Here is a 19,940-nt window from a genome sequence, read left to right on the forward strand (position 1 = left end):
GGTTGTAGCGGCTAGACAAGGGCGAGGGTGGGGCGGTTGGCCATGGACGCATCGATGATCGCGAGGGCTTCTTCGCGTTCGGCGCCAGTGAGCTCGAGACGCGGGGGGCGGACGTAGGCTGTGCCTACGCCGATGCGCTCCTCGGTGAGCTTGATGAGCTGGATGAACTTCGGCACGGTATCGAGGCGGAGCAGCGGGAGGAACCAACGGTAGAGGGCGAAGGCTTCGTTGAAGTTTCCCTCCATGGCAAGATTGAAGACGCGGACGGACTCTTCGGGGAAGGCGTTGACGAGGCCGGCGACCCAGCCAGTGGCTCCGGCTGCAATGGCTTCGACGATGGCGTCGTCGACACCGACGAAGAGGGCGAGACGGTTGCCGAGGAGGGTCTGAATGGAGGTGACGCGGCGGACGTCGGTGCTGGACTCCTTGACAGCCATGAAGTTGGGGTGCTCGTTGGCGAGCTCGACAATCTGCTGCGGGGTGAAGTCGGTGCCGTAGGCGATGGGGTTGTTGTAGAGCATGCAGGGGAGATCCGTTGCGCGGAAGATGGCGGCGATGTGGGCTTTCATCTCGCGCCAATCGCCTTTGTAGACGTAGGGTGGCAGGACCATCAGCCCATCGGCGCCGGCTTTCTCGGCCATTTTGGCGAGGTTGACGGTGTCTGCGGTGGCCAGGCCGGAGATGGCGGAGACGACGGGGACGTTGGGTCCGACGGCGTCGCGGCCTATCTCGAGGACGGTGCGCTTCTCATCCTGGGTGAGGGCGGTAGCCTCGCCCAGGGAGCCGAGGAGGATAAGGCCGGTGCAGCCTGAGTCGATCATCCATTTGGCACGTTTCGCGATGGCTTGGTGGTCGAGGCTGAGGTCGCTTTTGAATGCCGTGGTCATTGCCGGCATGACGCCTTTCCAGATCATGAGTTCTCCTTGTACATAGCTTGGGGCTCGGCGACGAGGGTCGCGAGCCGGGCGGGTAGGTAGGGCGTGAGGGGGATGGCGGATTCGCGGCCGGCAAAGTGATCGGCGAGGAGGGCGGCGGTGGCGGGAGAGGTGGTGATGCCGAGGCCTTCGTGGCCGGTAGCGAGGAAGATGGTTTCGTCTTCCGGCCAGGGGCCGATGAGGGGGAGCTTGTCGGGTGTCGCGCTGCGGAAGCCGGTCCAGGTGGTGGCGATAGGGATGCCGGCGAGGGTGGGCATGTATTCCGCGGCGCGGGCGAGGATTCGGGCGATGATGACGGGTTCTACCTCGGGACCTGTCGAGCCGTACTGGCGGGATGAGCCGATAAGGATCTGGCCGGTGGCTCGGGGCTGGACGTTGAAGGCTACGGAATCATCATCGTCGCAGTGGGCGCTCTTGAGATAGCCGAGTTCGACGATCTGGTGGTGAAGGAAGTTGGGATGGGGCTCGGTGAGAGCCAGGTGGCCCTTGCGGAGGCGGATAGGGAGACCGGGAGTGAGTCTGGTGGAGCGTTCGCCGGCGGCGTTGACGATGCGCCGGGAGAAGAGGCGGCGTCCGTCGCTGAGATCAACGGTACCTGCGCCTATGCGGAGGACTTCGGCGGTGAGGATCTGGGCTCCGTGGGCAACGGCCTGTTCTACGAGGGTGCGGGCTATAGCGAGGGGGTTGACGATAGAGTCGGATGGGACGAGGAGAGCTCCGGCGAGGTTGGAGGCAAGGTTCGGCTCGAGGGTGGCTAGCTGCCTGGGGTCGAGGAGCTGAGCGGCTATTTCGTATTCGGCGAAGATGGACTGTTTACGGGCGGCCTCGTGGAGTTCTTCGGCGTCGGATGCAATCCAGATAGTTCCGGCGGGTTGATACTCGGCGGTGGCGGAAAGATTGGGGACGAGAGATTGCCAGAGGGATTGCGAGAAGCGGGTGAGGAGAAGCTGTGGGGCGGAGTCGTCCATGAGGACGACGTGTCCCATGGCGGCAGCGGTGGCTCCGTGGCCGATGGAGCCGCTCTCGATGAGAGCGACAGTGAGGCCATCGCGCGCGAAGGCGGCGGCACAGGCCGCGCCGACGATGCCTCCGCCGACGACGATGGTGTCGAAGGTGGTCATGCGGTGGGGATTCCCAGGCGGAAGGGGTCGGCTGGATCGTAGATGAGTTGAGCATCAGAGTTGACGAAGGCGCGGCCGGTGATGCTGGGGATGAGGCCGGACTCGGTGACGGTGACGCGGCCTTCGAAGACGCTGCCGATGATGCTCTCCTGACGCCAGACGCCGCCGGGGAGGAGCTTGCCGTCGGCGTAGAGGCAGGCGAGCTTGGCGCTGGTGCCGGTGCCGCAGGGAGAGCGGTCGTAGGCTCCGCCGGGGCAGAGGACGAAGTTGCGGCTGTCGATACCGGACTTGTCCGAGTCGACGAAGAGCTCGATGTGATCGATCTCACCGGAGTCGTTGCCGGTGATGTTGTTAGCGGCGAGGGCGCGTTTGATGGCGGTGGTGAAAGTGGTGAGCTGCGGGATCTCGGAGGGTACGAGGCGGAAGGGTGGGTTGGCGACGAGGAAGAACCAGTTGCCACCCCAGGCGATATCTCCGGTGACTGGACCGTAGCCGGGAACATCAACCGTGACGCCTGCAGCGATGCGGAAGCTTGGGACATTTGCGAGCGTCACTGTCATGTCGGGGTGGAGGCAGGCGGAGACGATGCCGACGGCGGTCTCGATGCGGTGCGTGCCTGGGGTGATGCGTCCGAGATAGGCGAGAGTGGCGACGACGCCGATGGTGCCGTGTCCGCACATGAGGATGTTGCCGACGTTGTTGAAGTAGAGGACGCCGGTGACGCAGGTGGGGTCGACGGGCTCGACGAGGAGCGCGCCGACGAGGACGTCGGAGCCGCGTGGCTCGTTGATGATGCTGTTGCGGAAGTCGTTGTGCTCGAGGCCGAAGCGTGTGAGGCGTTCGGCGAGAGGTCCGTCTCCGAGGTCGGGACCTCCGGAGATGACGGTGCGCGTCGGCTCTCCACCCGTGTGTGAGTCGACTACGTGTACCCTGCTAAGATTCATCAGATTCCCTGGTGGACGGTGCGAACGTTAGTCTACAAGATTGAATACATTAGCGCAACGTGCCGTGGATACTGTTGATTTGCATGGATTGCGCATCCGGAGAGATGCAGGAGATGCTTCAGAGATGACGACGCAGAGCAGGGGCAAGAAGGTGGTCAAGGAGCGGAAACGATCGACCACGGAGCATGGGACGACATTAACTTCGGCCTTCCAGCAGGTACGGGACCTGATTGTGCATGGGCGGCTTTCGCCGGGGGCGTGGATCGTGGAGGCGGACCTGACGGAGAAGCTGGGGATGAGCCGGACGCCGGTACGGGGGGCGCTGCAGTGGCTCCAACGCGAGGGGTATGTGATCGAGCAGAAGAGCCGGTCGAAGTCGCGGATGATCGTGGCCCCGCTGACACGGGAGGATTCGGCTGAACTTTATTCGATTGTGGGACATCTCGAGGGTTTGGCGGGAAGGCTCACTGTTGCGTTGCCGAAAGAAGAGCGGGTTGCGGTGGTGGCGAAGATCAAGGCCATTAATGCGAAGCTGCATAAGATCGCGAAGACGAAGGACCTGGCGGGGGAGAGCATCTTCGATCTCGATGCGGAGTTTCACCGGATTATTGTGGAGGCGAGCGCGGGGCCGCGGTTGATGCTGATGCACAAGGGGATCAAGCCGCAGACGGAGCGGTACTGGCGGCTGTACGCGAGCAACATCATCGACTCACTCGATGTAAGCGTGGCCGAGCATGAGGCGATTATTTCGGCGATCCACAAGGGCGATGCAGATGCGGCGGAGAAGGCGCTGATTGCGAACTGGGTGAAGGGCGCGGAGCGGGTGGAACGGGTGATCGCGATGCATGGGGAGCGGGGGAGCTGGTAGCTATTTTCTTATGTCTGTTCTGGCGAGAATGCCGAGGTCTTTGTTGTTTTGATCTACGAGCTTGAGGGCTATGGCTTTGGTTCCGGCGGGCGGGGTTAGGCCTTGTTGCTGGATCACGGCTTCGACGCCTACGGCGATGGGGCCTAGCGTTTGCTTCTCAATTTCGGCTCCGCGCTGGTTGAGGTAGGAGAGGACGAGGGTGCCGGGGGCGAAGGCGGTGACTGTGCCGGTGAGGGTGAGTTGGGTGCCTTCGGCGGTGGCGGTGAAGGCTTGGGTGACGAGGCCGGTTGGGTTGACCGAGATGGGGGTGCCGGTGGTGTAGATCGGGCTCCAGGTGGTGTCGAAAGCGTAGGTCTGGTTGGGGGCGAGCTTGACGATGGGGCTGTTGATCTCGGCTTCCATGTAGTAGGGCGTGGCTAGCTGCGTGGTGTCGGGGATGGTGGCGTGGTCCTGCTTGTCGAAGCGGACGCCGGGGCCGTTCTTGTAGAAGATGGTGGTGGCTTTGCCGGGATAGTTGCCCGCGGGGATGTAGGTGAAGTGCTCGATCATGCCGAAGTGGCTCTGGCGGTCGAGGACGGCGAGCCAGCCTGCGGGGGAGTCGAGCCAGACTTCATTTTCGAAGTATTTCCAGTGGAGCTGGAAGAGGTCTTTCTGGATGGAGAAGGAAGGGTCGTCGGCGAGGCCGGAGCGGACGTGGTAGCCGTCGGGGTAGGTGGAGTTGGGCTTTGCTGGGGTGTAGGCGTAGAGGTCGTGGTTGTAATCGGTGGGGTTGGTGTGGTCGGAGAGGTCGTATTGAGATACCGATTGCACGGACCATTCGATGGGGTGAGTGGCGGCGTTTTTCGTCACGGCGTGGAAGTGGATCTCGGGGGATGTGGCGGAGATGGTGATGGTGCGGCTGTACTGGAGGCCGGTGATGGTGTCGGGTTGGCCGTCGAGCTGGACGGCGCACTCTTTGCCCTGGGAGAGGACTTTGAAGGCGTAGGGCAGGTCGTCGATGGCGGTGGAGGCGAGGACCCAGTGGTGGTCGTCCTGGTCCCCCTCGGGCATGGGCCAGATCTTGTCGCCGCCGTAGTTGATCCAGCCTCCCTTGGCTTCGGTGGGGGAGATGTACTGGCCGCGGAACTTGGGGTTGACGAAGAGGTAGGGGTGGCCGTCGAACTCGACCTGCATGAGGCGTCCGCCGAGCTGGGGGACGACAGTGAGCTTGAGCCACTGGTTGGTGACCTCCTGCGCTTCCCAGCCCTGGTAGGTGACGGGGTGGACGGAGCAGGGGGTTTGGGCGTACATGGCGAGCGGACCAAGAGCGAGGGCCAGGGAGAGGAGATGCTTCATCGCTTGGGTTCCTTATGAAGGTAGGGGACGAAGCCTGTGGCTTTGGTTTCGAGGGTGTAGACGGATGTTCCGGCGGTGATGAAGAGGAGGCTGTTATGTGGGCCGCCCCAGGCGAGGTTGGCGGGCTGCTCGGGGACGAGGATGGTGCCGAGGTGCCGGCCGGCCGGGTTCCAGACCCAGATGCCGCCGGGGCCGGTGACGTAGAGATTTCCCTGGAGATCAAGCTTCATGCCGTCGGGGACGCCTTTGGCGCCGGGGACGTTCTCGTCGGCGAAGAGGATGCCGTCGGAGAGGGTGCCGTCGGGGTGGACGCGGTAGCGGCGGATGTTCTTGCGGGCGGAGTCGTCGATGTAGAGGAACTGGCCGTCGGGGGTGAAGGCGAGGCCGTTGGGCTGATCGAGGTCCTTGGTGAGGAGAGTTACTTTGCCGTCGGGGGCGAGGCGGTAGACGCCCTGGTAGGGGATCTCCTGCTTTTCGCCGGCGACGAGATCGAGCGTGGGGTCGGTGAAGTAGAGGGCTCCGTCGGGGCCGGGGACGACATCGTTGGGGCTGTTGAAGCGCTTGCCTTCGAAGTGGTCGGCGAGGATGTCGTAGGTCTTGCCGTCGGGGGAGAGACGGATGATGCCGCGGAGAACGCTGGCGCAGTCGATGAGGCGGCCTTGCGCGTCGAGGGTGCTGCCGTCGGGGTCGCCGAGGGAGAGGAGTTGCTCGCGGTGGCCGTCGGGGTAGAGGCGGGAGATGGTGTTCTTTTCTTCGTCGCTGACGTAAAGGTAGCCGGCGAGGTCCCAGACGGGGCCTTCGGTGAAGCCGAAGCCTTTGCCCATGATGTTCAATTTGGCCTGGGGGGCGATCAGGGTGGAGAAGGATGGGTCCAGGGGCTGGATTGTCTGGGCAAGTGCGAGGGAGGGGAGTAGCGCGAGCAGGAGGATGGCGGCTTTGATTGGCATGGGCTCTTGGAAAGCGTACCCCAGTGGTTGAAGCCGCGTTGCGCGTTGAGTGGTTTTGGCACGCCTGTTAAGCAAGCGGCTTTAGACGGGCAGGTGTAAGGGCAACGGCAGGCGCAGATTCCCTTTGGGAATGACAACCAGAGAAGCAAATGCAACGGCAACGGCCTGACGGTTGAGCGGCTTCGGCTTCCACCTTCGCCGACGATGAGGCTGTCGGCGAAGGTGGGGCACCCGGTGGTTTGTGTGGGTTCTGGTTAGAAGAGGAGCTTCAGGGCGACTTGCATGATGCGGGGGTCGTTGGCGGAGGTGATGTAGCCGAAGCCGCCTACGCCGGAGTTATTGACATTGCCGGATGGGCCGTTGAACTGGGTGTGATTGAAGACATTGAAGGCTTCGGCGCGGAACTGGACGCTGGTTTCGCGGGCGAAGGTGAAGTTCTTCAGGAGGGCGAGGTCGGTGTTATTGATGCCGGGTCCGTGGAAGAAGCGTCGGTTGGAGTTGCCGAACTGGCCGAGAGGCTCCGGCGAGAAGAGGTTGATGTTGAAGTATGGGTTCCCGTTGCGGGGGTTGTGATCTCCGGAGAGCTTGCCCATGGTGGGGTCGTAGGTGGGGAGATCGTTATTGGTGCCGGTGAGCGAGTTGTCGTCGGTCTCCTGCAAGGTTACGGGACGGCCGCTGGCGAGGGTGGTGATGCCGGAGACAGCCCAGCCCTTGGTGACGTAGGTGGCCCAACCATCCTTGCCGATGAAGTCGTTGAAGGGAAGCTGGACTGTGTAGCTGCCGACGACGTTGTGTCGAACATCGAAGTTCGAGAGGCCGCGGCTCAGACGCTGGTTGAGGACATTGGTGCTGTCGCTTTGACCGGAGCCGTTATCCATGGATTTGGCGAAGGTGTAGCCGAGGAGGACTTCGACGACCTTGCCGCTGTGGTGGATGCTGGTCTGCAGCGAGTTGTAGGTGGAGCTTGCGATGGTGCGCATGTAGGGGTTGCTGGCGAAGTTGATGCCGAGGGTGGTGCGGGTTCCCTGGACGACGGAGCCGTTGGCTAAGGTGTAGGTGCTGGTCTCGAGGCCAGGGCCGCATGGGGTCTGGCCGGGCGCGAGGGCGTTGGGATCGCTGAGGGCGAGGCAGAGGTTGGGATCGCCGGGGTTGGATTCCTCGGTGGTGAGGAGGTGGCGGCCGAGGGTTCCGACATAGTTGGCGGTGAAGACAGTCTGGCCGCCGAACTCACGCTGGATGCCGAAGTAGAAGCTCTGGGTGTAGGGCGTCACGTTCTTTGTATCGAAGACGAGTGAGCCGGAGATGGGAAGGACGGACGGCCAGTTGAAAGTGGTGTCGGGCTTTGAGGCCGAGACGCCGGTGGGCGGGAAGGCGAAGGGGAAGCGCTGGCCTTCGCTGTTACCGGTAGCGCGGTCGATGAAGGGGTTCTCGAAGCGTGATGGGACGGGTGAGGCGTAGAAGAGGCCGTAAGGGGCGTCGCCCACTTCAACGAAGCCGGTGGCGTCCTGGATGTTGGTGTAGAAGATGCCGTAGCCGCCGCGAACGCTGAGCTTGCCGTTTCCTCCGGTGAGCTTGCCGAGGAGGCCGTCGCCGAAGTCAGGCGCGTAGGCGAAGCCGAGGCGTGGAGCGAAGTTGTTATAGCGGATGCCGGCGAGGGTGCGAGGCACTCCGGGATCACCGGGGAAGACGTAGCCTTTGGGCGCGCCGGGGAAGACGACGGACTGCTCGCCGGGGATGATGGCTTCAAGCTTGTTCTGGGTGTCGTACCAGGGGGTGGTGATCTCGTAGCGGATGCCGTAGTTGAGGGTGAGGTTCGGCTTCACGCGGTAGGAATCCTGCGCGAAGACGCCGAGGTAGTGGCTGCGGGAGTCGAGGATCTGCTGGCTGGCCTGGATGAAGTAGCTTGGCGCACCGATGAGGAAGTCGGCGAAGTCGCTGCCGGTCTCCTGCCCGCTGAAGCCGAACTGGCCGTTGGCGCCGTAGTAGTTGCGCTCGTTGATCTGGTCGTAGTGGTAGTTCACGCCGAAGTGGAAGGTGTGTTCGCCGATGACCTTGGTGTAGCTCTCGAGGAACTGGAAAGTGTTGTTGTATTGGCCGAGGTTGTCAGCGGGGGTTCCGAAGCTGAAGTTGTTGAAGCCAATGTTCGGGACACCTTCCGAACTGGCGTTGATGGCGGAGATGCCGCCGGTGGATGCTCCCCAAGGAGTGACGAAGCCGAGCGAGCTGAGCGTGACACCGGTTCCGCCGATGGGTGTTCCGAGCTGGTTGACGTCGCGCAGGTACGAGAAGCGGAAATCATTTACTGCGTTGTTTTTTAGAACAGTGGTGAGGCCGATGTTGGCCATCTGGGCACGGCCCTTGTTGGCTGCGTCGAAGCCGGGGACGGAGGCTCCGGCGTATGGGTCGGTGACACTGAAGCTGTCCTGGTAGTAGTACATAAAGAAGTTGCCGAAGCGGGTGTTGAGATCGAAGCGTCCGGCACCCTTGTAGTCGGCGAGATGGGCGGAGTAGGCGGAGGTCTGGTAGAAGTTGCCAGCTGCGTTGGCCGTGGGAATGTACTTCAGCGTTCCGAGGGCCGCAGGAGACCAGGCTTTCTGGGGAATGACGGCGTTGGGAAAGACGCATACGTCGGTGGTGACGCAGCCGGGGGTGTAGTAGGGTTCGCCGGCAGCGACGGCGTAGCCGAGGCGGTTGGAGAGGTCAGTCGCCCATGCGGTGCCCTGGACGGTGGAGTTGATGGGGGAGCTACCGCCATCGGAGAGATCGCCCGTGCGGTTAGCGTCTGAGGGAACCTGGTAGTTCTGGGTGGCTCCCTTGATCTGCTTTGTGCCCTGGAAGTCGGCGAAGAAAAAAGCCTTGTCTTTCTTGATGGGGAGGCCGATGGTTCCGCCGAAGATGTTCTGGATGAAGGTTCCGCGAAGGTGGTTGGAGTAGTAGTTAGCTGCGTCGAGGTCGGTGTTGCGGAGGAAGTCGAAGACGTCGCCGTGGATGGTGTTTGTTCCGGACTTAGTAACAACGTTGACCTGGCCGCCGCTGAAGTTTCCGTACTCGGCGTCGAAGTTGTTGGTGATGATGCGGAACTCGGCGATGGAGTCGAGGTTGGGGATGATGCTGGCGCCGTTATAGACGCCTTCGTTGGCGTCGGCACCGTTGATCATGTAGCCGTTCGAGGCTTCGCGGCCGCCGTTGACGGATTGGTTTCCGGAGTTGAGATCGCCGGAGACGGTGCGGCCGCCTTCGGTGGTGCTCTTGTAGGGCGAGACGCCAGGCTGGAGGGAGAGGAGATCGGTGAAGGCGCGTCCGTTGAGGGGCACGGACGTAATCTTTTCGGCCTCGATGACTTCGCCGAGCTGAGTGTTCTGGGTCTCGACCTGAAGGGCGTTGGCGCTGACGTTCTCGGTCTCGGTGACGGAGCCTACGGAGAGGGGCACGTCGATGTGGAGGGCGGAGTTGGCGTCGACCTTGATGCCAGTGGTCTGGTAGTCCTTGAAGCCCTGGGTGCTGACGCTGATGGTGTAGTTGCCGATGGCGAGGGCGTTGAAGACGTAGAAGCCCTGGTTATCGGTCTTGACGGTCTGAACGAGCTTGGTGTCTTCGTTGAGGGCGGTGACGGTGATGCCGGGCATGACTGCCTTGCTCGGATCGAGCACGCGGCCGGAGATAGAGCCGGTGATTGCAGCGTGAGCGTAGACCAGTACGCCAAAGACAAAGAGACAAAAGACAAACGGCCTCATTAACTTCTTCTGCATGCAGCCTCCATGAGTAGTTGAAACGCTATCTTTTTCTAAGAAACGAAGAGGAACGATGAACAAGAGCAGCGAACGCTTACCCTGGGGAACGCTGCTTTACCTCGGCCAACGGCTTTTGGATCTGGCTTTCCTGCATCTCGGTAGTGACGTGGACCTAACGCGGAGCGCGCAGGGTAGCAGGAAAGTCTTTTTAGGTTTATTGCTTCGGATGATCTCACCCTAATTTCACGAAAATGTCACGGGGCAAATGTCCTAGCCATGCCTTTTCGGGACGTGGGGCGCGCGTGCGCTTTCGGCCTTACTCGGTAAAGGCTAAGAGGACTTCAAGGGCTGGTAGGTGCGGTAGGTTTCGTCTCCGATGAGAGTGTAGGGTTTGAACGTCGTCGCGGATGGGGTGTCGGGTTGGACGACGAGGGATTCGCCGGAGGAGGCGACCTTGGCGGAGGTCAGGTCGGTTTCGGCTACTTCGGTTGGCCATGCGCCGGTTGCCATGAAGACGACAGGGCCGCGCATCAGGGCGGCGAGACGGACCTGGGAGGTGGTCTCCTTCTGGAGGATGGGCGCTGCGGGCGTAGTCGTGAGGGGCGCGGATGAGTGCGGGGCGGGGAGGTCGGTGCGGGTCATCGAGGCGGTGAGGGTCTCGGTGCGGAGGGGCATCTCGAAGGCGAGCTCGATGCGGTCGCCGGACTTCCAGGTGCGGTGCAGAGTGTGGAAGGTTCCGGGCTGGACTTCTGAATCGGCGGGCTTGCCGTTGATAAGGACGCGGGTGGCTGGGCCTGACCAGGCAGGGATGCGGATGGTGATGGGAAACTCGGCTTCTTTAGCTAATTCGAGGCGGAGAGAGGTTGTGGGCGTGGCAGGGTAGGTTGTTTCCTGGGTGAGGGTGATGGGGGAGCCGGCGTGGTCGAAGGTGACTTGCGACGGAATGTAGAGGATGACCGTAAGGCCGTTGCGGGAGGATGGGCCGGCCTTGGTTTGCGGGGTGCCGGAGAGATAGGTGGAGATGCCGTAGTCGGCGGCGATCTGGGGGAGAGTTCCCGAGCAGCAGGGCCACTTGTCGCGCGCGTAGGTCTTGTGGCCGGTCTGGGTGAAGTCGGAGTAGTAGAAGGCGGAGCCGTCGGCGAGCATGGGCTTGGCACCGGCGACGGTGTTGTAGAGGACGCGCTCCATGGAGTCGCCATAGTGGGGGTCGCCGGTGACGCGAAGGAGATAGCGGGTGATCTTGAAGTGGCCGTAGGCCCCGCAGGGTGTCTCGAAGGAGGCTGCCTGCGTGAAGAGGGAGTGGGCAAGTTCGTCGGTGTTGGGACGGAGAAGGGTTTCGCCGGGTCCCCAGCCTCCGGTGGCGAAGCTTTGAGCTTCGAGCATGCGGAAGGCGTTCTTGGCGGCGCGGAGGTGCTTCTCGCTGCCTAGAACGAGATAAGCCTGCATGGCGGAGGAGAAGGCGTTCACGTGCGAGTAGGCGTGCTCGCCGGGGAGGACGTTGATGTCTTCGGAGAGGGGATTGAAGTACAGATCGTCCTCGAGAAAGCGGATGGCGGCATCACGGTAAGCGGGCTTGTTGGTGCGCTTGTAGGCGAGGAAGAGGTTTTCTGGGAGGGTATAGGTCTCGTCCCAGGTCTGGGCCTCGTTGGTGTGGGGGCGGACGCGCTGCTCGGGACGGGAGAGGGCTTTTTCGGGGAGATGCGGGAGTGCGGCGGCGAGGGCGGTATCGAGCGCGGGACCGGCGGAGGCGATGCCGGCAATGGCATAAGCTTCCTGAAGTCCGCAGCAGGTCTTATCGAAGGTGTAGGCGGGGAGGGTGTAGTTGTCGTAGAAGCGGCTGGTGAGCGTGGGGGAGATTCCGGTAACCAGGGCTTGAACCTTGGCGCGGGTGGCGGGGTCGCTGGTGATGACGGAGGCGCGGGAGAGCGCGGAGAGGTACTGGCCGAAGGAGTGGCCGGGGACGAAGCCGTCGAAGGAGCCGTGGGGATCGAAGAAGGGAGAGTTGGAGTACCAGCCACCCATGTCTTCTCCGGGCGCGGCGAGGCCGGTGCGCTCACGGAAGGGCTTCAGGAGCTTGTCGTTGTCGAGCGAGAGGAGGAGTCGGTGGTGATAGGTGAACTGCTCGTGGAGCGGGCCGGGGAGGAGCTTGATCTTGTCGTAACTGAACTGCTCGAGGACTGTCGCGCCGGTGGTGGGAGAGGCCCAGGACCTGATGGGGAGGGCAGAGACGGCAGCGGCGGCGACGGTGGACTTCAGGAGGGCTCGACGGGTCAGCATGGGTGGCCTCTTCGCGCGTGATCGGGAGGATGACGGCTGTCCCACTGTATCTGGTTAGAGGCAGCCGGCGCCGTACTTTCGATGGTCCGCGACCGAGTGGCGGTCAGCGGAAGTCGGCGGGGACACTCTCAGCCAAGAGCGACGCGGCCGTCAGGGTATTTGACGAAGCTGTGCAGCACGGCTCCGCTGCTGTCTATCTGACGGATGGTCATCTGGGATGCGGACACTTCAAGGTGCGTGAATCCGGCTACCTGCATGCCGTAGGGGCCGCGCCTGGCCGGGCTGATTTTGAGCGGATGGAGCGCGGCTCCGCCGCCGCCGGAGATGACGTACGACATGGGGCTGCCCTCAAACTCCAGATGCTGGAGGTCGTGGTCGTGCCCACAGAGGTAGAGGTGAACGCGATTGTCGAGGAGCAGCTTGTTCCAGTCGCGGATCAGTGCGGGCGTATCGCCGTGGTCGCCGTTGGAGAAGATGGGATGATGCGCCATGACGACAGTAAACGGAGCCTGGGAGGGCTTCGCAAGCTCGTTCTTGAGCCATGTCAACTGTTCGTCTACCTGGCTCTGGATGAGGGTGGGGTTGTGGAGGAAACCGCGCTCACGGGTTTCGGGGAAGTTGCTATCGAGGGCCAGGACGCGGATCAGAGGTTGCGACTCCGGGAACTGGAAGGTGTACCAGCGGTTCGGCATGGTCCATCGGGAGTGCGCCTCGGCGGCGTAGGCTAACTGCGCTTCTGCCTTGCTGGATGGCCGCTTCTCATAGTCGTGGTTGCCCAGGACGGCGTAGCACTTTCCGGGGAATGCAGAGGCAGGGTACATGTCTTCGAACTGCGACTTCCACCGCTCGGATTTCTCGCCGCCGAAGAGCCAGCCATACCAGTTGTCGCCCAGCATGAGGAGATTCTCGACCGTGAGATTATTCTTTGCCTTGTAGCCGAGCATCGCGGCAGCTACCGCCTTTTGCTGCGTCTGCGAGTTTTCGTCACCCCAGTCGCCGACGGCGAAGAGGTGATGCGAGTCTGGGGCGGGAGCCACCTGGGCAAACGCTTCTGCTTGAAGAACGCCTTTCGAGGCAAGTAAGGCAAGGGCGGAGAACGAGAAGCTTTGTTGGAGGAAGTGTCGGCGGGTGAATTTGTTCATCAAGGCGTCACTGAGACGAGTATATCTATCCGTCCCGTTACCGTCGTACTGTGTGGTGTGGCCGTTCTTCCGAGCCGCTTGCGTGGGAAACAGAGCATGTGCGGTTCGTCGGCTCCTTAGTGTCCATGTCTGGACATACGTCATCGCATTCGGACATAGGTTTATCCAGAACCCGTCCTCGCGTGCAGCTAAGCCCTTTCACAGCCATGGCTTAACTTGTCGAGACATGGACCTTGAAATGCAGGTCTACCAGATGCCGATCGGAGGTTTGCCGTGGATAAGGTGTTGGATGACTTTCGCTATGCGGTCCGCAAGCTGAAGAAGTCGCCGGGCTTCGCTTTGACGGTCCTCTTGACCCTTGCTGTTGGAATCGGCGCAACCACGGCGATCTTCACGCTTGTTTATGACGTTCTTCTGAAGCCGCTTCCTTATCATCACGCCGAGCAGCTCATCGTGATGGAAGAACAGGTTGCGGAGTTTCGCGATATCTACCCGACGCTGCCGATCAACGCGAATCATTTTGTGTTCTGGAGCCAGAACGCGCACACCATCCAATCGATGGCGGTGATGCAGGAGTCCTCCATGCCGCTTGGCGGCGGAGCTCGCCCGCTACGGATTGGGGTTTTGCGCACGACGCCAGGCGTCTTTTCCGTACTCGACTCCTCACCGCTGCTTGGTCGTGCCTTCTCGGCCCAAGAGGCGCAACCGGGTCACGATCACGTCATCATCCTGATGGATCAGCTCTGGCGTCAGCAATACGGAAGTGATCCGGCGATCCTCGGAAAGAGCGTGTTGCTCAATGGCTTTCCCTATACGGTGATTGGCGTGATGGGGCCATCCTTCCACCTGCCCGTACTCGAGACGTTTGCGAGCGCGGATAGCACGCCTCCGCAACCTGCGGAGGCATTGGTGCCACTAGCCTTCGCCACCGAGCAACTCCAAGAGAAGATGGGTGATTTCAATTATTTCGGGCTGGCCCGGTTGGTCCCGGGTGTATCTGCATTGCAGGCGAGTGCCGAGATCAACGCCCTGCAAGGTTCGATCATGCGTGGACTTGCCCCGGACGAACAAGGCACCCTCTCTGCGGTGGTGAGTCCGTTTCAGGGGGCGCTGGTGGGTAGCAATCGAACGCCACTGTTGCTCCTGCTCTGTGCCGTTGCGGGACTGCTGCTTGTTGGCTGCGTCAACATCACCAATCTTCTACTGGCGCGAGCCGCGAGCCAGAAGCAGTCACTTGCGATCGCGGCTGCTCTTGGGGCAAGCCGCGCCGAGATCCTGCGCGTGGGGATGCGCGAGACGGTCGTCCTTGCCGCAGCCGGAGGAGCGCTTGGTCTTCTGCTCGCGGCCGGGATCATCCCGATGATGCAGCAGTATCTTCCTCCCGCGCTCGACTTCCGTGGCCCACTGCATCTCGACTGGGTCGGCGCGGCTTTTGCTGTTTCGTTGGCTCTGCTCACGGCCGTGTTCGCCGGCGCGGTCCCGGCGTGGAAGGCGGCCCGAACGGATCCTCACGAGGTCCTGCAAAGCGAAGCACGCTTAGGGAGCGAATCCTCCAGCAGTAAACGGCTGCGCAGAATCCTGGTTGGCGCGGAGGTCGGGGTGAGCATGGCGCTCGTCCTGATGACAGGTCTATTGACGACAAGCCTCTTTCGACTGCTCCACGTCGATCGCGGTTTTGAGGCCAGCCATATTGTCACTGCGACTCTCAACCTTCCGCAGAAATCCTATGCGGATAAGAAAGCGCGTGCAGCCTTCTTCAAAGAGGCGACAGATCGCCTGACGCAGCTACCCGGCGTCGAAGGCGCTGCGGCAGTGAGTGTTTTGCCTCTTACGGGTGATTCATGGATCGACATGATTCGCGTCCCGGGCGACACCCGCCCCGCGATGCAGATACCCTCCGAACATTTTCGGTGGGTTACACCAGGTTATTTTGACGTGATTCATCTTCCGCTGGTCGCGGGCCGCTTTCTGCAGCCTGGAGACGAAGGCAAGAACTATACCGTCCTCTCGGAGCTTACGGCGCGTACGCTTTGGCCGGGGAGAAACCCGATCGGTCAAGAATTTCATAGAGGCGGCCAGAGCGACACGATCTTTACCGTGGTTGGTGTCGCGGCGGATGCCAGAACCGTATCGCTCTCCAAGCCGGATCCGATGATGGTCTACATGCCCTATTGGTACCGGAACGATAACAGCGCAGGTCTGCTCGTGCGTACCCGCCAGGATTCGAGCACGATCGCGGATGCTATTCGCAAGAGCATCTGGAGCGTCGACCCGGAGGTTCCTGTTCCGGCGGTGAATACGATGAGTGGGGTCGTCGTGGATTCGCTCGCGAACCGGCGTTTCGAGCTGGATCTTCTGATCCTGTTCGCTATAAGCGCTTTGCTGTTGGCAGGTATCGGTGTCTTTGGGGTCGTCAACTATTCAGTCGTCCAACGCCAGAGGGAACTGGGTCTGCGACTCGCCCTTGGAGCACAGCGTGGAAATATCTATCGGTTGGTGTTGTTGGACGGTCTTTCGCCGGTGATGGCCGGAGGGATCGCGGGTATCGCGGTAGCCTTCAGCTTTGCCCGTGTGCTGCAAAGCCTCCTCTTCCAGGTGACGGCCTACAACGCGGCGATTCTTTCCAGCTCGGTTTGCCTTCTCCTTGCTGTTGGCGTGGCCGCAAGCCTTTTGCCGGCTCGGCGTGCCGCTTCCACCGATCCGATGCAGGCGCTTAAACGGGAGTAGCCGCAGGAAGTCTGCATGAACCGTTGTGTCCGCTTCCCCCGGAAACGCGGGCTTGGCTGCCTTTGTTCCCGAACGCGTGACCCTTCGGGGCGCTCCCGTAGACGTGCAAAAGCCGCGAAGCTTTGGAGCTCCGCGGCTTGTGATGTTCGGGTTCCTTTTGGTTAGAAGTGGAAGCGGGCAGAGAGTTGAGCCACGCGTGCATCCGGTGTCTCGGCTCCTGTTCCCGATCCTCCGAAGCGGGTGCTGGTGATCTGCCCGAAGCCGCTGCCGATGGTTGCATTCGGCTGGCCGTAGGCAGGAGTGTTGAGCGCGTTGAAGAGGTCGCCCCGGATGTCGAGAGAGGTCTCACGATAGAGCGTGAACTTCTTCGAGAGGGAGAGGTCGACGCGGTTGTAGCCGGGGCCGTAGACGGCGTCACGTCCATAGCCGCCGTAGGCAGCGATGTCGGTGGCGCTGGTGGCGACCGGAGGATTGGTGAAGGCGCAGGGGTTGAACCAGGTTGCGACGGTGCCGGTCTTTGTGGCGCAGGTTACGCCTGTTCCCGGGTTCGCGAGGTTGGTGCTCCTGGCGTCGCCGACGCGGATGGCCTGCGCCTGGGCGGCTCCGTTGGTGGGGTCGTTGTTGGGTTGAACGATCTGGGGCTGGCCCGACTGAACGCGGAAGAGCGTGGTGAGGGACCAGCCGCCGATGAACGCATCCGCGACGTGCGACTTGTTCATGTACTGGCGGCCCATGCCGAAGGGCAGATCGTACTGGAGGTTGACCACGGCGCGATGCCGCGTGTCGGCGAAGGATGGGCCGTAATCGTAACCGTATCCGAGCTGACGCCAGTTACGGTAGCCCGATCCGGACTGGCCACTGGCGCCAAGCGGGAGGAAGGCATCATCGAGGTTCTTGGCAAAGGTGTAGGTCGCGAGCATGTAGAGACCGCGGCCCGCGCGGTGTTCCATGGTGGCCTGCACCCCGTTGTAGTTGCTGACGGCAGAGTAGGACTCCAGGCTGCTCGCGCCGAACTGGTTGAACGGACGCGCGGCCTGCACGTTCGCTCCGGGGGTAAGCAGCGTGGTGATCTGGTTTGCCTTCGGATTTGAGGTCAGGTGACGGCCGAGGTCGCCAACGTAGGCGAGCGTCACGGTGGTGTTGGGGGTGATCTGCTGCTGCAAGGAGAGGTTCATCGCCTCCGTGTAGGGAGTCTGGATATTCTTGGGATACATGCGGAAGTCAGGCGTGGAGACGTAGTTGGAAAGACCGACCGCGATTGCCTGATTGAAGCCGTTCTCAAGCGTCACGCCATCCGTCGGGCATCCCGCCGTGGTGCATGCTCCGCTGGGGAGGTTGGAGGTGAAGAGGAAGGGTGCGTTGGCTCCGAGATTCGGAAAGAAGCCGACCGCTTCGATGCCGCCGAAGAAGATGCCGAAGCCTCCGCGCACGACGGTCTTCGGGCCGACCTCATAGGAGAAGCCGAAGCGAGGCGAGAAGTTGACCTTCTGCGCGTTCGCCAGGGAGTTATTGCTGGTGTAGACAACGGGCACGTTGTTCGCGGCCAGCTCGGTGAGCAGGGCGGTGGGCAGCGTGTACTGCTTCGCGCCGTTGGGAAGGAGGAACTGCGCGGAGTTATTGGCGAAGTCGACGAGGAAGTTGGCCTGGCGGCTGTTGAGTTCTTCGACGGGCTGGAAGTACTCCCAACGCAAGCCTAGGTTCAGGGTCAGCTTCGGCATCGGCTGCCAGTCGTCCTGGACGTATGCGGAGCGATACCAGCGCTGGTTGCGCACGGTGGAGGAGTTGGAGATGGAGGCGCTCTCCATCTGATCGGTGATCATGTCCGCCGCGCCGAAGCCCGTGGTGGAGGACTCGCCGGGGATCTGGGTGTACTTGCCGGTGTAGTTGAAGCCGCCACGCGATGCGGTGGGCTGCAGGGTCTGGACGCGGATGCGCTGGAAGTTTACGCCGACCTTGAGGGTGTGCTTTCCGATGACCTTCGAGACGTTGTCGAGAAGCTGTGCGACGTTCTCATACTCGTCGGTGGGCACATACTCGGGCGAGCCGAAGGACGTCAGGCCGCTGATGCTGAAGTTCGGGGTTCCGCCGTTGCCAGCCGAGAAAGGAATGCCGCCGATACCGAGTTGCGAGGAGACATCGGTGTTGGCATAAGCCTGCTGGTATTTTGCGTTGATCCAGTTGTATCCGAAGCGGAGCTCGTTCGAGAGAGTGGGCGAGAAGAAGTGCGTTTCGCTGGCGGTGAAGTTGCGGCCCTTGTTGCTGATGCTGCCGTCGGAGCCGAAGCCGCCGCCATCGAGAATGCCGAAGGGCTGGGGGAAGGTCTGGGCTTCGTTGAAGACGCTGTAGCGAGAGAAGACCTGGTCGTGATCGCTGACGTTCCAGTCGACACGTCCGTCGTATTGGACGGTGTTGTCGCTTGCCGAGCTCTGGAAGAGGTAGTTGTTGTAGGTTTGACCGGCGACTCCGTAGTTGGGCGCAGGCAGAGCGTTCAGGACATTCTCAGAGACGCTGCTGAGCTGGTTCTGGCAGAAGACGTTCTGGCGGCCGTTGCACTGCTGCAGTACGGTGCCTGCTGAGCCAGGCTGGTAGAGGGTGCGGACGTTGTTGCCGGTGAGCGAGGGGCTGAGCAACTCGCTGAAGTCGCCAGTGCGCATGAGCGCGGTGGGCACGGAGTTGACGGAGGTCTGGCCGAAGATGATGCGGTTGGCTTCGACGTCACCGAAGACGAAGAGCTTGTTCTTGAGGATCGGTCCACCGAGGGTACCGCCGAACTGGTTCTGACGGTACTTCGGTACCGTGGTCTGGAAGTAGTCGCGCGCGTTGAGGATGTCGTTGCGCCAGTACTCCCACATGGAGCCGTGGATCTGGTTGGTGCCGGACTTGATGCTCATGTTGACGACCGCACCGGCGGCGCGTCCGAGTTCTGCGTTGTAGTTGCTGGTCTGGACCTTGAACTCGGCAAGCGCATCGGGGACGGGCTTGATGACGTAGGAGGCGCCGTTCGGGATGTCGACGAGGACGGCGTTGTTGTCGACGCCATCGAGGATGTAGTTGTTCTGCTGCGAACGCTGGCCGTTTGCGGAGAAGTCACCCTTGTTCGCGCCGCGCGATCCCTGCTCGGCCGGGACGACGCCTGGGGTGAGCTGCGCGACAAAGATCGGATTGCGATTGAGGAGGGGCGTCTGGACGATCGCTTCAGCGGAAACGGTGGCGCCGGTGGAGGCTTCCTGGGTCTGGAGAGCGGGTGGCGCGGCGCTGACTTCGATGGTTTGATCGCTGGAAGCGATGCTGAGGGTGAGCGGCACTTCAATGCGCGCGCCTGCGGTAACGTTTACTGATTTTTGCTCAAAAGTACGGAAACCCGAGGCTGAGACGGTGAGGGTGTAGGTGCCGATCTTGATCGGGGTGAAGACATAGGAGCCGCTGTCGTCGGCGACGCGCTCGAGAGCGAAACCGTTCTGCTCGTTCGTGAGTTTCACGTGGGCTCCCGGTACGATCGCGCCTGTGGGATCGATGACCGTGCCAACGATGGAACCCTGGTCCATCTGCGCGAACGCCTGCGGCAGAGATCCGAGGATCAACAGCACGGCGAGAGAAAGCGCCAGCCTCCGGATTGTAAAAAACGTAGTAAAAATCATGTTTCTCCTGAGTGGAACCCCGGGACGATCGTCGATCCCGGTGAATTTCGAGCGTGGTTTAGCGAACCCCGCGTGGACGCGAAGTGGGTTCAGGCCAGCCGAATTAGTTGAAAATGCGCTCCAGTTTCTCCACAGATCTGAAGGCATGCTTGTGAAAAGTTGAAACGTCGATACTTAAGCTACTGCACTATTTCTTGGATGCGGCACTGCTCGGTTCCATGGTGATTGAAAACAGACGCAGCGTGCTTCCAAAACAGGCTGCAACTCGATGTAAA

Annotated in this window: 11 protein-coding genes; 2 read left to right on the forward strand and 9 right to left on the reverse strand. The window is 61.8% G+C overall.

Annotation, left to right across the window (positions count from 1 at the left end):
* Positions 1–11: 11 nt before the first annotated feature.
* Genes GRAN_RS22190 through GRAN_RS22200 form a run of 3 tightly spaced genes read right to left on the reverse strand, consistent with a single transcriptional unit; the run spans position 12 to position 3,000 of the window.
* A complete protein-coding gene (locus GRAN_RS22190) occupies positions 12–914 on the reverse strand; it encodes a dihydrodipicolinate synthase family protein (protein ID WP_128915259.1) in 903 nt (300 codons plus the stop codon).
* On the reverse strand, positions 911–2,056 hold the full coding sequence (locus tag GRAN_RS22195) for an NAD(P)/FAD-dependent oxidoreductase (RefSeq protein ID WP_128915260.1): 1,146 nt from the start codon (positions 2,054–2,056) through the stop codon (positions 911–913). The genes GRAN_RS22190 and GRAN_RS22195 overlap by 4 nt, the downstream gene beginning before the upstream one ends.
* Positions 2,053–3,000, reverse strand: a complete 948-nt coding sequence (locus GRAN_RS22200; RefSeq protein WP_128915261.1) for a proline racemase family protein — start codon at positions 2,998–3,000, stop codon at positions 2,053–2,055. The genes GRAN_RS22195 and GRAN_RS22200 overlap by 4 nt, the downstream gene beginning before the upstream one ends.
* 124 nt (positions 3,001–3,124) lie before the next feature.
* On the opposite strand from GRAN_RS22200, the gene GRAN_RS22205 reads away from it, so the two are divergent.
* Positions 3,125–3,868, forward strand: a complete 744-nt coding sequence (locus GRAN_RS22205; protein ID WP_128915262.1) for a GntR family transcriptional regulator — start codon at positions 3,125–3,127, stop codon at positions 3,866–3,868.
* On the opposite strand, the gene GRAN_RS22210 is transcribed toward GRAN_RS22205, so the two are convergent.
* The 5 genes from GRAN_RS22210 to GRAN_RS22230 all read right to left on the reverse strand — a co-directional run bounded on the left by GRAN_RS22210 (position 3,869) and on the right by GRAN_RS22230 (position 13,300).
* On the reverse strand, positions 3,869–5,203 hold the full coding sequence (locus tag GRAN_RS22210; RefSeq protein WP_128915263.1) for a hypothetical protein: 1,335 nt from the start codon (positions 5,201–5,203) through the stop codon (positions 3,869–3,871).
* Positions 5,200–6,150 carry an SMP-30/gluconolactonase/LRE family protein gene (locus tag GRAN_RS22215; protein ID WP_128915264.1) on the reverse strand — a complete coding sequence of 317 codons (951 nt, stop codon included), beginning with the start codon at positions 6,148–6,150 and terminating at the stop codon, positions 5,200–5,202. Before GRAN_RS22215 ends, GRAN_RS22210 begins: the two co-directional genes overlap by 4 nt.
* A gap of 254 nt (positions 6,151–6,404) precedes the next feature.
* On the reverse strand, positions 6,405–9,899 hold the full coding sequence (locus GRAN_RS22220) for a TonB-dependent receptor (RefSeq protein ID WP_128915265.1): 3,495 nt from the start codon (positions 9,897–9,899) through the stop codon (positions 6,405–6,407).
* Positions 9,900–10,211: 312 nt separating this feature from the next.
* Positions 10,212–12,158: a beta-L-arabinofuranosidase domain-containing protein gene (locus GRAN_RS22225; protein WP_128915266.1), complete on the reverse strand. Its 1,947-nt coding sequence runs from the start codon at positions 12,156–12,158 to the stop codon at positions 10,212–10,214.
* Positions 12,159–12,286: 128 nt separating this feature from the next.
* A complete protein-coding gene (locus GRAN_RS22230; RefSeq protein WP_128915267.1) occupies positions 12,287–13,300 on the reverse strand; it encodes a metallophosphoesterase in 1,014 nt (337 codons plus the stop codon).
* 273 nt (positions 13,301–13,573) lie between these two features.
* Here GRAN_RS22230 and GRAN_RS22235 point away from each other — a divergent pair, with 273 nt between their 5' ends.
* Entirely contained in the window at positions 13,574–16,027 is a 2,454-nt protein-coding gene (locus tag GRAN_RS22235) for an ABC transporter permease (RefSeq protein WP_128915268.1), read from the forward strand.
* Between the two features lie 161 nt (positions 16,028–16,188).
* Here the strand turns inward: GRAN_RS22235 and GRAN_RS22240 are convergent, their stop codons facing one another.
* Positions 16,189–19,665: a TonB-dependent receptor gene (locus tag GRAN_RS22240; protein ID WP_241655089.1), complete on the reverse strand. Its 3,477-nt coding sequence runs from the start codon at positions 19,663–19,665 to the stop codon at positions 16,189–16,191.
* Positions 19,666–19,940 lie beyond the last annotated feature (275 nt).

The sequence above is a fragment of the Granulicella sibirica genome (assembly GCF_004115155.1).
Taxonomy (GTDB): Bacteria; Acidobacteriota; Terriglobia; order Terriglobales; family Acidobacteriaceae; genus Edaphobacter; species Edaphobacter sibiricus.

Excerpts from the sequence above, each read along its gene's own strand:
- GRAN_RS22200 (WP_128915261.1), bottom strand. The coding sequence starts at position 3,000 with ATGAATCTTAGCAGGGTACACGTAGTCGACTCACACACGGGTGGAGAG.
- GRAN_RS22240 (WP_241655089.1), bottom strand. The coding sequence starts at position 19,665 with ATGATTTTTACTACGTTTTTTACAATCCGGAGGCTGGCGCTTTCTCTC.
- GRAN_RS22210 (WP_128915263.1), bottom strand. The coding sequence starts at position 5,203 with ATGAAGCATCTCCTCTCCCTGGCCCTCGCTCTTGGTCCGCTCGCCATG.
- GRAN_RS22230 (WP_128915267.1), bottom strand. The coding sequence starts at position 13,300 with ATGAACAAATTCACCCGCCGACACTTCCTCCAACAAAGCTTCTCGTTC.
- GRAN_RS22190 (WP_128915259.1), bottom strand. The coding sequence starts at position 914 with ATGATCTGGAAAGGCGTCATGCCGGCAATGACCACGGCATTCAAAAGC.
- GRAN_RS22205 (WP_128915262.1), top strand. The coding sequence starts at position 3,125 with ATGACGACGCAGAGCAGGGGCAAGAAGGTGGTCAAGGAGCGGAAACGA.
- GRAN_RS22225 (WP_128915266.1), bottom strand. The coding sequence starts at position 12,158 with ATGCTGACCCGTCGAGCCCTCCTGAAGTCCACCGTCGCCGCCGCTGCC.
- GRAN_RS22220 (WP_128915265.1), bottom strand. The coding sequence starts at position 9,899 with ATGCAGAAGAAGTTAATGAGGCCGTTTGTCTTTTGTCTCTTTGTCTTT.
- GRAN_RS22195 (WP_128915260.1), bottom strand. The coding sequence starts at position 2,056 with ATGACCACCTTCGACACCATCGTCGTCGGCGGAGGCATCGTCGGCGCG.
- GRAN_RS22215 (WP_128915264.1), bottom strand. The coding sequence starts at position 6,150 with ATGCCAATCAAAGCCGCCATCCTCCTGCTCGCGCTACTCCCCTCCCTC.